At 61.0% G+C, this 13,373-nt stretch carries 10 protein-coding genes; 3 read left to right on the forward strand and 7 right to left on the reverse strand.

Features of this window, described 5'->3' with window-relative positions:
- Window positions 1–193: 193 nt before the first annotated feature.
- Genes QZ268_RS07475 through QZ268_RS07485 form a run of 3 tightly spaced genes read left to right on the forward strand, consistent with a single transcriptional unit; the run spans window position 194 to window position 5,569 of the window.
- Window positions 194–805 carry a hypothetical protein gene (locus QZ268_RS07475; RefSeq protein WP_295450402.1) on the forward strand — a complete coding sequence of 204 codons (612 nt, stop codon included), beginning with the start codon at window positions 194–196 and terminating at the stop codon, window positions 803–805.
- Complete coding sequence (locus QZ268_RS07480; RefSeq protein ID WP_295450405.1) at window positions 720–2,174, forward strand: DNA polymerase Y family protein; 1,455 nt, start codon at window positions 720–722, stop codon at window positions 2,172–2,174. Before QZ268_RS07475 ends, QZ268_RS07480 begins: the two co-directional genes overlap by 86 nt.
- A gap of 50 nt (window positions 2,175–2,224) precedes the next feature.
- A complete protein-coding gene (locus QZ268_RS07485; protein ID WP_295450638.1) occupies window positions 2,225–5,569 on the forward strand; it encodes an error-prone DNA polymerase in 3,345 nt (1,114 codons plus the stop codon).
- A 118-nt stretch (window positions 5,570–5,687) separates the two neighbouring features.
- Here the strand turns inward: QZ268_RS07485 and QZ268_RS07490 are convergent, their stop codons facing one another.
- From QZ268_RS07490 to ureC, 7 genes are all read right to left on the reverse strand, one after another.
- Window positions 5,688–6,290 carry an acyl-homoserine-lactone synthase gene (locus QZ268_RS07490; RefSeq protein ID WP_295450407.1) on the reverse strand — a complete coding sequence of 201 codons (603 nt, stop codon included), beginning with the start codon at window positions 6,288–6,290 and terminating at the stop codon, window positions 5,688–5,690.
- Window positions 6,291–6,444: 154 nt separating this feature from the next.
- Window positions 6,445–8,205 (reverse strand): ATP-binding protein, encoded by a 1,761-nt coding sequence (locus QZ268_RS07495; RefSeq protein ID WP_295450409.1) that lies wholly within the window; start codon window positions 8,203–8,205, stop codon window positions 6,445–6,447.
- Window positions 8,206–9,175: 970 nt separating this feature from the next.
- Window positions 9,176–9,796: a glutathione S-transferase gene (locus QZ268_RS07500; protein WP_295450410.1), complete on the reverse strand. Its 621-nt coding sequence runs from the start codon at window positions 9,794–9,796 to the stop codon at window positions 9,176–9,178.
- Window positions 9,797–9,899: 103 nt separating this feature from the next.
- Window positions 9,900–10,523: an urease accessory protein UreG gene (ureG, locus tag QZ268_RS07505; RefSeq protein WP_295450412.1), complete on the reverse strand. Its 624-nt coding sequence runs from the start codon at window positions 10,521–10,523 to the stop codon at window positions 9,900–9,902.
- The gene (locus QZ268_RS07510) at window positions 10,520–11,185 is read right to left on the reverse strand and encodes an urease accessory UreF family protein (protein ID WP_295450415.1); all 666 of its coding nucleotides are present in this window, start codon (window positions 11,183–11,185) and stop codon (window positions 10,520–10,522) included. Before QZ268_RS07510 ends, ureG begins: the two co-directional genes overlap by 4 nt.
- Window positions 11,169–11,606 (reverse strand): urease accessory protein UreE, encoded by a 438-nt coding sequence (locus QZ268_RS07515; protein WP_295450417.1) that lies wholly within the window; start codon window positions 11,604–11,606, stop codon window positions 11,169–11,171. Before QZ268_RS07515 ends, QZ268_RS07510 begins: the two co-directional genes overlap by 17 nt.
- Before the next feature lie 10 nt (window positions 11,607–11,616).
- Entirely contained in the window at window positions 11,617–13,359 is a 1,743-nt protein-coding gene (ureC, locus tag QZ268_RS07520) for an urease subunit alpha (protein WP_295450419.1), read from the reverse strand.
- Between the last annotated feature and the right edge of the window lie 14 nt (window positions 13,360–13,373).

A 13,373-nucleotide genomic window follows, 5' to 3' on the forward strand; every position in this document is an offset into this window, starting at 1 on the left:
AGTAGCGAAAGCGCGGCAGTGTCGGTATTGTTCTTCATGGCGTGATCTCCCTGGCGGTTGCTGCCGCCGGTTGGGTGGGTTCAGTTCACCCGGAGATTACGCCACCTTCAAATTTCCACCACCTTCGCGACACGACCCGCAGCACTGCAGGTGGCGGACTGGGCGACTTTGTTGCACCAGAGCAGGGTTATTGATGCGCCCATTTGTTCCCTTTATGTTCACGCGCATGCGAGTCGAGTTTCATAATGTTTTTCCCCTGCGCCGTGCCCGCGTCCATGAGGTCTGCGGGGCCGGAGCCATGGGGTTTGCGGTGCTGGCCGCACGGGGGCCTGTGCTTTGGATTCGGCAAGCGTGGCTGTCCGAGACCCTGACGCCACAGGGGATGCTGCCGTTCTTTGACCCGGCGCAGATGTTGCTGGCCCGCCCCAAGGATCAGCTGGACGCGCTTGCGGTGGCCGAAGAAGGTCTCAAAGATGGGGCGCTGCCCCATGTGGTGCTCGAAATAACCCGTCCGCTTGATCTGCGCGAGGGGCGGCGGTTGCAATTGGCGGCCAAGGCGGGGGGTACGACGGGGCTGTGCATTATCCCGGAAGGCATGGGGTCGAATGCTGCGGAAACCCGCTGGCACGCCCGTCCGGTTTTTGATTTTGAACAAGAAGACTCGACTCTGAAGCGCTGGGAAATTACCAAGAACAAATCAGGAACATTGGGAGCCTGGCATGTGCGATGGGATCAGCAAACGAGTCGTCTCGATGTGGTTTCCCCGGTTGGCGAGCGACCGGGTTCTGCGGGCGCGCCCGGTTGACGGGGCTTTTGCGCTGACGCTGAAGGCCAAGAATACCGAACGAATTTATTGCCTCAACCGGGCGGCGGAACAGGCCGGCCTGGGCCGCGGGATGAGCTTTGCTGATGCGCGCGCCTTTTGCCCCGATCTGATCAGCCAGCCCGCCCGTCCTGATCTCGACAGGGCTTTCCTTGCCAGCCTGCGCCGCTGGGCGACGCGCTATTGCCCCTGGGTGGGCTATGAGGGGGTGGATGGTCTGGTGCTTGATGTCAGCGGCGCGACCCATCTTTGGGGCGGTGAGCCTATGATGCTGGCTGATATGCGGGCGCGGGCCAGCCGTGCGGGATTGGAGCTGCGGCTTGGGCTGGGGGAGAGCCGTGGCGCGGCCTGGGCGCGGGCACATTACGGCGCGGCACAGAGCACGCTCACCGATTTGCCCGTTGCTGCGTTGCGGATTGACGATCAGATGGTCACGGCGCTGCAACGTCTTGGTCTGCGTTGTATCGGCGATCTCACTGTGGCGGCCCGCGCTCCGCTGGCCCGTCGGTTTGGCCCCGACCTGATGCTGCGGCTGGATCAGGCGATGGGGCATGTCTCTGAGCCGATCATGCCCGAAAGCGTGGCGCCGCAGTTTGCCACACGGATGAGCCTGCCTGACCCGATTGGCCTGACCGAGGACGTGATGGGCATCACCGCACGGCTGCTCAGACCGCTGTGCGACGAGCTCAAAGCCCAGGAAATGGGCGCGCGCCGCCTTTGTCTCACCCTGCGGCGGGTTGATCAGGGGCACCAGCAGGTCGAGCTGCGCCTGGCGGCGCCAATGCGCGACCCGAGCCGCATTTTGCCGCTGTTTGAGCGCGGCGTGGACGAGGTCGACGCCGGGTTCGGGATCGACCAAATGCGGATTGAGGCGACGCTGATCGAGCCGCTCCCCGCCCAACAGATTGGCAGCGGCCAGAGCTCTCCCGACCAACTCAACGATCTGATCACCCGCATCGGCACCCGGATTGGGTTGGAGAATATCCAGCGCTTCCTGCCCGCCGACAGCCATATCCCCGAACGCGCCTTTTCCATTGCGCCCGCTGCCTTTAGCAAACCCGAGACTGGTTGGGTCGCACCGCGTCCGCGCCCGCTGTGCCTGTTCCCCCCCGAGCCGATCGCGGCCCGTGGACCACAGCCCCCGGTTCAGTTTCGCTGGCGGCGGATGCGGCTCACAACGGGCCGTGCCATCGGCCCCGAACGGATCGCGCCGGAATGGTGGCTCTCGGATGACACCTGGCGTACGGGCCTGCGTGATTATTGGCAGGTGGACACCCGCGAAGGGCGGCGGCTCTGGCTGTTTTATACCCCGCAGAACCCGGGCTGGTTTGCACAGGGTGAATTCACATGACCCAGGGGGGGCGTGACAAAGGGCAGGAGGAGGCCCGCCGCTTTGACCCCATGCTCTGGCACCGTGACAAGGCGGGCTATGCGGAGCTGTGTGTGACAACAAATTTCACCTTTCTCACCGGAGCCTCACATCCGGAGGAATTGGTGCTGCGCGCGGCGGAGCTGGGTCTGGAAGCCATCGCCATCACTGACCGCAACACGCTGGCTGGCGTGGTGCGGGCCTATTCCGCGTTGAAAACCCTGCGCGACGAGGCGAGTCAGAGCTTGCGGGTGCGCTCGTCGCATCAGGTGGATGCCTGTTCGCGCCAACAGGTCGGGCAGCCGCAGGATTTGCCCTTGCCTCAGGTGCCCCATACATCCCAAGCACCGCATCTGCCGAAACTGATCGTCGGCAGCCGTCTGGTGCTGCGGGATTGCCCGGTGGACTGGCTGGCTCTGCCCACAGACCGTGCCGCCTACCGCCGCCTGTCGCGGCTTTTGACCCTTGGCAAGCGGCGGGCCGACAAGGCGGAGTGTCACCTGGACCTGCAAGACTTGGAGGCGGGCTGCCTGGGGATGATCCTCATTGCCCTGCCGCCTGCGGATCTGAGCCGCGCGCAGGAACCGGTGCAGCGACTGGGGCGGCGGTTTCCCGGCGCGGTCTTTTTTGCTGCGCCGCCGCGCTATGACGGCTCCGATCAGGCCTGGTTCGATGCCTGTGCTGCCATGGCGCTACGCTGTTCTGCGCCGATGGTGGCGGTGGGGGATGTGCTGATGCATCACGGCAAACGCCGACAGCTCGCGGATGTGCTCACCTGCCTGCGCGACGGCGTCCCGATTGACCAGATCGGCACCAAGGCCCTGCCCAATGCCGAGCGCCGTCTCAAAGGTGCTGGCGACATGGCGCGGCTCTATCAGCGGCATCCGGCGGCGCTGAAACGGACGCTGGAAATTGCCGCGCGCTGTGGGTTTGATTTGTCGGACCTGAGCTATGAATACCCCGACGAGATGTCCGAAGGTGAAACCGCGCAGGCCCGGCTCACCCGCCTGGCCCAGGAAGGGCTGCGCCGACGCTATCCGGATGGGACCTCGGCGCGGGTGCATCAGTTGATGCAAAAGGAGCTGTCGGTGATTGGTGAGCTGGGGTACGCGCCCTATTTCCTGACGGTGCATGATATCGTGCAGGAAGCCCGTGCGCGTGGCATTTTGTGTCAGGGCCGGGGCTCGGCGGCCAATTCCATTATTTGTTACCTGCTGGGCATCACCGATGTCAGCCCGGACATGATCGGCATGGTGTTTGAACGCTTCATCTCCCGATACCGTGGCGAGCCGCCCGACATCGACGTGGATTTCGAACATGAGCGCCGCGAAGAGGTGATCCAGTGGATCTATGAGAAATACGGCCGACACCGTGCGGGGCTTTGCGCCACGGTGATCCACTTTCGCACCCGCGCTGCAATCCGCGAGGTGGGCAAGGTCATGGGCCTGTCCCAGGACCTGACGGCGCGGCTGTCGGGCGATATCTGGGGCATGACCAATGCGGGGGTAGACATGGACCGGGTCAGAGCGCTGGGTCTGGACCCGACGGATCTGCGGCTGGCGCAGACGCTCAAACTCATTGGCGAGATCATCGGTTTTCCGCGTCACCTGTCCCAGCATGTCGGCGGGTTCATCATCACCCATGAGCGGCTTGACGCGCTATGCCCCATCGAGAATGCCGCGATGGAAGATCGCACCGTGATTGAGTGGGACAAGGATGACATTGATGCGCTGGGCATCCTGAAGATCGATGTGCTCTCTCTCGGGATGCTCACCTGCCTGCATAAATGCTTTGATCTTTTGGCGGAGTTCGAGGGGCGGCAGCTGGCTCTTGACACCGTGCCGCAGGAGGATCGTGCCACCTATGAGATGCTGCAGCGGGCGGATGCGGTGGGGGTGTTTCAGGTGGAAAGCCGGGCGCAGATGAATTTTTTGCCCCGGATGAAACCCGCGACATTTTATGATCTGGTGATTGAGGTCGCCATTGTGCGCCCCGGCCCGATCCAGGGGGGCATGGTCAAACCCTATATCCGCAGGCGGCAGGGGCTAGAGGCCCCCGAACCCTTTGGTCCCGCACTTGCAGAGGTGACCCGCAAAACTCTTGGGGTACCGCTGTTTCAGGAACAAGCCATGCAGATCGCGGTGGTCGGCGCGGGCTACACGGCGGAAGAGGCCGACAAACTGCGCCGCTCTTTGGCGTCGTTTCGACGTATGGGCACCATCGGTGAGCATCGCGACCGGTTTGTGCAGGGCATGTTGGACAACGGCTATCCGCAAGAGGTGGCCGAGGCCTGTTTTACGCAGATCGAGGGTTTTGCTGACTACGGTTTTCCCGAAAGCCACGCGGCTGCGTTTGCCATGCTGACCTATGTCTCCTCGTGGTTCAAATGCCATCATCCGGCGGTGTTTGCCTGCGCGCTGCTGAATTCCCAACCGATGGGGTTTTATGCCCCCGCCCAGATCGTGCGTGATCTGCGCGATCATGGCGTCGAGGTGCGACCGGTCTGCGTCAATTACTCCGAGTGGGACAACAGTCTGGAACGGCGCGCCGATGGGGCGCTGGCGCTGCGCCTTGGGTTTCGCCAGATCAAAGGGTTTCGCAAGGAGGATGCGGGGTGGATCAGGGCGGCGCGGGGCAACGGCTATCAGGACCCCGAAAGCGTCTGGCTGCGTGCGGGGGTTGCGCCCTCGGTGCTGGAACGGCTGGCAGAGGCGGATGGGTTTATCGGCATGGGGCTGACACGGCGTGATGCACTGTGGCAGGTCCGGGCGATCCGCGCCGCCAAACCACTGCCGCTTTTTGCCAATCCAATGGACGGAGAGGGCATTCACGAACCCCAGGTGCATTTGCCCAACATGCATCTGGGAGAAGAAGTTGTCGAAGACTATGTCTCCATGCGGCTCACGTTACGCGCCCACCCGATGGAGCTGTTGCGCCCGATGATCCCCGATCTGACGCCGCATGACCGTTTGCCCGAGGCCCCCCTGAAACGCACCAGTGTTTGCGGCCTCGTCATTACACGCCAACGCCCCGGCACCGCGTCTGGCGTGATTTTCCTGACCCTTGAGGATGAAACTGGCGTCTCCAATGTGGTGGTCTGGTCCAAGGTCTATAAACGCTTTCGGCGGGTGGTCATGGGGGGGCGGCTTTTGCGGGTGACAGGCCGGTTGGAGCGTGAAGGCATCGTTGTGCATCTCATCGCCGATCACATCGAGGACCTCTCCCACCGGCTTTCTGAGTTGGGTCATCCTCTTGATGACGCGGTGGGCATCACCCAGCCCCAGGCGGACGGCGCCCCCAGAGGAGGCTACAAAACCTCCGCCCGTCACCCGCGCGAGCAGGCAAAGCGGTTGTTCCCAAGCCGGGATTTCCACTGAGAACAGGCATGTATCCATTGGCACCAAACGATGTGCGCAAAGCTGCGACAGGGCTGCGGGGCTCGTTTTACGCCCAGGAGAGGAGAAATCTGGAGCGGAGAAATCTGGGGCGGCTAGATCAGGCCGCGTGGCTACGCACGTTCTTGGCGTCCACCTTCAGATGATAGGCTTGGCAGGTTTCGCCACCGACTTCGAGGCGCGGGCCTGCCGGCGAAATTGTGAGCCCCGTGCGGCGCATGAGCAAGCCTGCGGCGACAGAGGTCAGGCAGATATAGGAGTCAAACTTCCAAGTCTCTGCCAAACGGGCGAGGGCCAAGCCGATTTCACTTCTCACCCGCATTCGGTCCCGACTGCTCAGGGTATCGGTCACAAAAACTCTGCTGACCTCCCATGTGCCGGGATCCTGTGGTGCAGGTTCGTCAAGCAGGTTCGTCGGCATATCCGGTAACAGGCCAAGCTGCGCATCGCGCAGCATGTAGCTGGCGTTGATGTTATGGGCGGTAGTGGGCGTCACCCGCAGGCCGCCATAAACGGTCAGCCCATCATGTATGGTACAATAGATGCTTTCCGGGGTGTCATACTGGTCAAATTCGAGCCCACGCGTATTGGGGAGTTTCCAACCGCGCGTTTCGATGAAGTGATGATACCGTGCGCGCAGAAGCGCCGTGAATAATGTACCGGTTTCACCCAAGTTATCAAAGGTGATCTCTGTCGATTGCATTTGGGTGCCTACCCATTTGTTAGAATCTCTCAAGACTTAGTCTTGGGGATTTGCTAAAATTTAAAACAACTTTTACAGGCAATCGTAAATATTACATTAACTTACATAGGGTCACTTTAAGATTTATGAGGCCCCGAGGCGGGATGTCTGCGGTTTAAAGCGCGGTTTTTGCCTCATGGCTGACGGCTGAAACGCTGCGGATCTCAGACAACAGGACCGATTTCTTTACGGGCTTGGCGATATAGCCCAAGGCCCCAAGCGCAAGGAACCGTTGGCGATCTTCGGTTGCGGCATTGGCGGTGAGCATGATCACCGGCGTTGCAGCAATTCGGCCGCCGCGCCGCGCCATTTCCAACAAGGTTTCCTCACCATCCATGATTGGCATTTTCATGTCCAGCAAAACAAGGTCCACAGGGCGCTGTTCGAGGCATTTCAATGCTTTGGCGCCATCTTCGGCCTCGATAATCTCGACATTGCTCTTTTTCAGAAAGGAGCGCACAACCATGCGATTGGACTGGGTGTCATCGACAAGCAATATGGATTTGACGCCTAGATCGTGGTCAAGCGCTTGCGGGTTGTCTGTGACGTGTTTGGCGCTGGGAAACTCCGGCGGGGATTGTGGCTCTTCCAGGGTTTTGAGCTGACTGGTGAAAGAAAAACAGCTTCCCGCCTTGAGAACAGAACGAACTGAAATGTCTCCCCCCATCATCCGGGCGAACCGACGTGCAATCGAAAGCCCAAGGCCGGTGCCCGGGACCGTTGGCGCGTTTTTATCCACGGCCCGATAAAACTCAGCAAAAAGATGAGGGATCTGATTTGCGGCGATCCCACGCCCGGTATCCGAAACCTGGACGGTCAGAACGCAGGTCGCATCAACCTGCTGCGATGACACCTGAACCTTGATATGCCCCGTCTCGGTAAATTTGACTGCATTGGACACCAGGTTTCCAATCACTTGCCGTAGTCTCAAGGCATCAAATTCAGCGTAGCGTGGCAGATCCTCGCTAAAATTCAGGCTGAACTGCAGGCCCTTGGCCCGGGCAGGGGCCCGAAACATCTCTACCGCACTGGTGATTTCAATCTGGGGCGAGGCAGCGGTGACATTGATTTCGATATGACCGGATTCCACTTTGGCATGGTCAAGAACATCGTTCAAAATACCAGTAAGCGCCTGGGCGGATTGCCGCAGCAACAGGCTGCGCTCCTGTTTTGTTTTTGGATCTGTGTCCTCTTCGTCGATGAGTTCTGCCATGCCGCAAATCGCGTTCAGCGGAGTGCGGATCTCATGGCTCATGGCGGCGAGAAAGCTGCTCTTGGCACGGCTTCCGGCTTCAGCGGCGCTCAGGGCTTGGCGCAGACGATCGGTCATTTTGTTAAGCGCTCGCATGCTATGGGCGACATAGCCCGCCCCCAACACCAGAATGACAACGGCGATGCCAATCTCAACCGGACTGGCAAAGGAGTGGAGAAAACTGACAATCATATAGCCGACAGCGAAAATGATTGGCAAAGCGGTCAGCAGGCCAAAGAACATCCACTCAGAGCGGGCCACCACGCTGTGATTGAGCGCGATCACCAATAGCATGGCCCCGGCGAGCTTGGGAAAGGCGTCGGGTTCTAGGAAAAGCAGGATCGGGATGGCATTGAAAAGCAAGATGCCAATGAAGGCTGAGAGGGAAAAAATAACAACCCCGGCGAGAGTCACCTTGCGCCTTATCTTGGTGTACACATACAATCCGACAAGTTCGATGAGGGCGATGGCGACATAGAAAAAGCAAACCGTCTGAAACGGAAGGTAGTAGAGCGACAAGAGCGAAATGACGGTGATCGAAGCAAACCGAGACGGCATGTCTTCGCGGACCAGCTGGTTTTGGGCGCACACCGAAGCCTTAAGGTCTGGTGATAATTTCAACATTCGCATTGTCCTTGCGGTGTCCTTCACATCGTTCCTTGTTTGGCAAACCAAGCGCCGGTAGCAACCGTTAACAACCCCTTAAAATAGACACGAACTCCTGCGCGCAGCGTAGGATTAAAAGGTGAGCGGTCCCTTAATCGGCACAGGGTGGTAGAAATACCTCGCACCGAAAGCAGGACCGTGTTTCCATCTTTCGTTAAGTGTTGCCCTTTGGGTGCCCCATGATCAAGCCCGTCAATCGCAACCATGCGCTTTGTTGAGGATCCTGATGGGGGCGCACCTCGTGCAAAAAGCATCAATGAGCAGTGCAGCAAGGCTGCGGGTAAAGTGGTAATTGAATAAAACCAAAGGAAAAATTTTTCCACGCGACGGTTTGTGGTGGCCGCGCAGAAATGTTTGCGCAGTGCAGATCGGTTCCGTTTGACCAGATGCCCCGTAGACAGCGACCTGCTGGGACCCCTCGCAGGGAGGCTAAATCTGTTGCACGACAGGCTGGTACACGGGTGGGCAAATTGATTTAGCCGCAAGACCCTGCAGGAGGGGGCCGTGTTTTGCACGGCGGCTGGGCTGCCCCTGCGCCTGACCCGCCGCGCTGGGTTTGCCCGGTTCAGCTCTTCGTGTTCATTCCAGGCTTTGTGTTCAAATTATAGGCGCGGGTGAGGGGGCGAAACCTGCCAGAGCCGTTAGATCGTTTGGCGGTGCCACTGACACAGAGCGCATCGGCGTTGGGGATGATTGGGCGAACCGGATCAGCAGAATCTAAAGCGCTGGGTCAGCTGACCGGCTAAGGGGTTGGTCACAACCTTTGCGAGTGCTGGCGCAAATTGGCTAAACGCAGGGTCAGAGTGCACGGTAGTGCAGTCTCCCGGATTCCGGGGACTGCTGTGGCCAGAGATGAAAGGCAGGAAGCCGAGCCCCAAGCAGGCCCGGCACACCAGGGCTTGGAGCTCAGAAACAATCGGTCCAGCCCCTAGGCAAAGGCGTAGGCGCCGCCTTTTTCAAGCGCCCGCTGATAGGCCGGCCGCGCCTGCATACTGGCCACAAAGCCCGCCAGTTTTGGCAGGTTTTTCCCCTGGCCCTGGGCGATGGCGATTTCGGCGGGAAAGCTCAGCATGATATCCGCAGCGGACAGCTCATCCTGAACAAAATGCCCCGAGGGACGCAGCAGGCTCTCCATATAAACAAAGTGGCTTTCCAGTTGTTGGGTGATGCGCGGTGCCAGCGGTGCGCCTGCTTCGCCCAGTTTGCCCACATAAAGCTGCAACAGGATGGGCGTCATCGCAGAGCCTTCGGCAAAATGCATCAGCTCCAGATGGCTGATATAGGCGTCGGTGTCGCGGTCGGGCACCAGTTGCGGCCCAAAGCCGGCGCAGAGATAGTCAACAATTGCGCCGCTTTCGGTGATGATCCGCCCGTCTACCTCCAGCATGGGGGATTTCCCCAAGGGGTGTTTGGCGAGCAGGGCAGGGGGCGCCAGATTGGTCACGCTATCGCGCTGATAGTGTTCAATCTCATAGGGCAGGCCCAGTTCCTCCAGCAGCCAAAGAACCCGCTGCGAACGTGAGTTGTTGAGATGATGTACGGTAAACATGCTGGCCTCCTGACCCAGTGGTGCTGTGTCCTGTCTCACAGGCTGACCTCCTTTGTCGCCCAGCACCAGTGTCACGTTGGGTCAGCTGCGCATATGGCGGGGGCTACGCCGCCGAGGGCAGGCCGCCAATGTTGCGGATCTCTTGCCAGACCTCATCGACACCGACGCGGGCCTTCAGGTTGGTGAAATAGGTCGGCAACCCCTGGCGCATGCGGGCGGCGTCGCGCTCCATCACCTCCAGGCTGGCGCCCACATGGGGGGCCAGATCGGTCTTGTTGATCACCAGAATGTCCGAACGGGTCACCGCCGGGCCGCCCTTGCGGGGGATCTCCTCGCCCGCGGCCACGTCGATCACATAGATGGTCAGATCCGCCAGCTCGGGGCTGAAAGTGGCCGACAGGTTATCACCGCCGCTTTCGATCAGCACGACCTCGACCTCCGGGTGGCGGTCGACCATTTCAGCCACCGCTGCCAGATTGATCGAGGCATCTTCGCGGATCGCGGTGTGCGGACAGCCGCCGGTTTCCACCCCGATGATCCGGTCCGAGGGCAGCACCTGCATGCGCACCAGCGCCTCGGCGTCTTCCTGCGTGTAGATATCATTGGTGATCACACCAATGGAAAGCCTGTCCCGCAGGGTTTCGGCCAGGGCTGCGGTCAGCGTGGTCTTGCCGGCGCCAACCGGTCCGCCGATGCCAATACGAAGGGGGCCATTGGGGCTCGTCATGTGCGAAATATCCTTGATCGTTGAGTTTCGTGTTTCATCGCGGCGATATCGGCCAGAAAGGCGGTGGCTGACAGTTGGCTCAGATCGCCATCGCGGGTCTGGTCCGCAATGGCGGGCAGGCGGCAGCTGAGCCGCTGCAGGATCTGCTGTCCCTGGGTCTGGCCCACCGGCAGCAGCCGCTGGCCCGCCGCGACCAGATTGGACAAGAACCCCTGCAGATACATCACCTGGGTCAGCTCCAGCGGCAGGCCCTCAGCCGCTGCCGCCGCCCCCAGTGCCACCGGATAGGTGAGCCCGGCAAGCTGCGCGCCCCAGATCGCCTCGGTCACAAGGCCAAAACTGCGGCCTTGCTGGCGGGTTTCCAACAGCCGTTCCTGTGACGCCGCAAAGGCACAGGCGGTGGCGTCGATCGCGGCCAGTTCAGCGACCAGATCAGCGGCCGTATTCGCGTGCCAGGCAGCGGCCAGAAACAGCGTATCCGAACGCCCGGCACCGTGCTCCAGCACCTCTTGTAGCCAGGCCTCCAGATCGCTGCCATCACGGAGCCAGCCCTGGTCCGCAGCCGCTTCCAGGCCGTGACTGTAGGCAAAGGCGCCTACCGGATAGGCCGGTGACAGCCATTGGCTGAGGGTGAGGATCTGGGCGCTAGTGGCTGTGACCATGGGTGCGTCCGTGGCCATAGGCCCCGCCTTCGGGGGTAAAGGGCGCGTCGACCTGGCGCAGATCAGCGCCCAGTTTTTCCAGCATATCGCGCAGCACATGGTCCATCTGGATCAGCAGCCTGTTGTCTTCGACCTGGCAGGGGGTATGGCGGTTGCCGATATGCCAGGCGAGCCGGGGCAGATCGCCGGTGACTTCCAGCAGGGTTTCAGTGGCGGGGATGACCTCAATCAGCCGCCCGTCAGAGAGCTTGAACGCATCCCCACCACCCACTGAGGACGTCTGGGCCAGATCCACCAGGAACTGCGCCCCAGAGGTGGCGGTCAAAACCTTGCGGCGCAAAAACCGTGCATCATAGGTGAGCGTCACCTGGTCGTCGCCATGGTGGCTGTGGATCACTTCGCGGGCGGTTGGCAGGTCCATTGTGGCCTCCTCAGAACATGAAATAGCGTTGTGCCATGGGCAGCACTTCGGCGGGCTGGCAGGTCAGCAGCTCCCCATCGGCGCGCACCTCATAGGTTTCGGGGTTCACCTCCATCACCGGGGTGGCGGTGTTCAGCAGCAGATCTTTCTTGCCGATGTTGCGGGTGTTTTGCACCGCCACTGTTTGTTTCGCCAACCCCAGGTTCTGGCCGATGCCAGCGTCTTGCGCGGCCGCAGAGACAAAGGTGACAGCCGCGTTTTCCACGGCGCGGCCAAAGGCGCCAAACATCGGCCGGGAATAGACCGGCTGTGGTGTCGGGATTGAGGCATTGGGATCGCCCATCTGCGCCATCACGATAGAGCCCCCCAGCAGCACCATTTCGGGTTTGACGCCAAAAAATGCTGGGTTCCACAGCACCAGATCGGCGCGTTTGCCCTCTTCCAGGCTGCCGATTTCATGGGATATTCCGTGGGCAATGGCCGGGTTGATGGTGTATTTGGCGATGTAGCGCCGCACCCGGTAATTGTCGTTGTCGCCGGTTTCCTCGGCCAGGCGGCCACGCTGTTTTTTCATCTTATCAGCGGTTTGCCAGGTGCGGATCAGGACTTCGCCCACCCGGCCCATGGCCTGGCTGTCGGAGGCGATGATGCTGAACGCGCCCATGTCGTGCAGGATGTCTTCGGCGGCGATGGTTTCGCGGCGGATGCGGCTTTCGGCAAAGGCGACGTCTTCGGGGATGGATTTGTCCAGATGGTGGCAGACCATCAGCATGTCCAGATGTTCCTCCAGCGTGTTCACGGTGAAGGGGCGCGTCGGGTTGGTCGAGGAGGGCAGCACATGCTCTTCGCCGCAGATTTTGATGATATCCGGCGCATGGCCGCCACCGGCGCCTTCGGTGTGAAAGGCATGGATGGTGCGGCCCTTGATGGCGTCGACGGTATGTTCAACAAAGCCGCTTTCATTCAGGGTATCCGTATGGATCATCACCTGCACGTCCCAGGCGTCTGCTACCGAGAGGCAGCAGTCGATGGCGGCCGGGGTCGAGCCCCAGTCCTCATGTAGTTTCAGCGCGCAGGCGCCGCCCAGAACCTGCTCTTCCAGGGCGGCGGGCAGCGCGGCGTTGCCCTTGCCGGCAAAGGCCAGATTCATGGGAAAGGCATCGGCTGATTGCAACATGCGGCCAATGTGCCAGGGGCCGGGGGTACAGGTGGTGGCCAGGGTGCCATGGGCCGGGCCGGTGCCACCGCCCAGCATGGTGGTGAGGCCGGAATGCAGCGCGTCTTCGATCTGTTGCGGGCAGATGAAGTGGATATGGCTGTCAAATCCCCCTGCGGTCAGGATGCGCCCCTCGCCGGCGATGACCTCGGTGCCGGGGCCAACGATGACATCCACTCCGGGCTGGGTATCAGGGTTGCCCGCCTTGCCGATCTTGGCAATGCGCCCGTCCTTTAGGCCCACGTCGGCCTTGTAGATACCGGTGTGGTCGATGATCAGCGCATTGGTGATCACCGTGTCCACCGCTCCGGCGGCGCGGGTCACTTGGGATTGCCCCATGCCATCGCGGATAACCTTGCCGCCACCAAATTTGACCTCCTCGCCATAGAGCGGCGCATTTCCTGAGCCCGAGGCGCGCTCGGCGGTCAGGTCGCGCTCGACCTCGATGATCAGGTCCGTATCGGCAAGGCGCAGCTTGTCGCCGGTGGTCGGGCCAAACATGGCGGCGTAATCGGCACGGGAAATCTGGGTGGGCATGGGGTTGAAACCTC

It is taken from the genome of uncultured Pseudophaeobacter sp. (assembly GCA_905479575.1).
Classification (GTDB): domain Bacteria; phylum Pseudomonadota; class Alphaproteobacteria; order Rhodobacterales; family Rhodobacteraceae; genus Pseudophaeobacter.

Coding starts and splice junctions, on each gene's coding strand:
- QZ268_RS07475 (WP_295450402.1), top strand. CDS start 194: ATGCGCCCATTTGTTCCCTTTATGTTCACGCGCATGCGAGTCGAGTTT.
- QZ268_RS07480 (WP_295450405.1), top strand. CDS start 720: ATGTGCGATGGGATCAGCAAACGAGTCGTCTCGATGTGGTTTCCCCGG.
- QZ268_RS07485 (WP_295450638.1), top strand. CDS start 2,225: ATGCTCTGGCACCGTGACAAGGCGGGCTATGCGGAGCTGTGTGTGACA.
- QZ268_RS07490 (WP_295450407.1), bottom strand. CDS start 6,290: ATGCAATCGACAGAGATCACCTTTGATAACTTGGGTGAAACCGGTACA.
- QZ268_RS07495 (WP_295450409.1), bottom strand. CDS start 8,205: ATGTTGAAATTATCACCAGACCTTAAGGCTTCGGTGTGCGCCCAAAAC.
- QZ268_RS07500 (WP_295450410.1), bottom strand. CDS start 9,796: ATGTTTACCGTACATCATCTCAACAACTCACGTTCGCAGCGGGTTCTT.
- ureG (WP_295450412.1), bottom strand. CDS start 10,523: ATGACGAGCCCCAATGGCCCCCTTCGTATTGGCATCGGCGGACCGGTT.
- QZ268_RS07510 (WP_295450415.1), bottom strand. CDS start 11,185: ATGGTCACAGCCACTAGCGCCCAGATCCTCACCCTCAGCCAATGGCTG.
- QZ268_RS07515 (WP_295450417.1), bottom strand. CDS start 11,606: ATGGACCTGCCAACCGCCCGCGAAGTGATCCACAGCCACCATGGCGAC.
- ureC (WP_295450419.1), bottom strand. CDS start 13,359: ATGCCCACCCAGATTTCCCGTGCCGATTACGCCGCCATGTTTGGCCCG.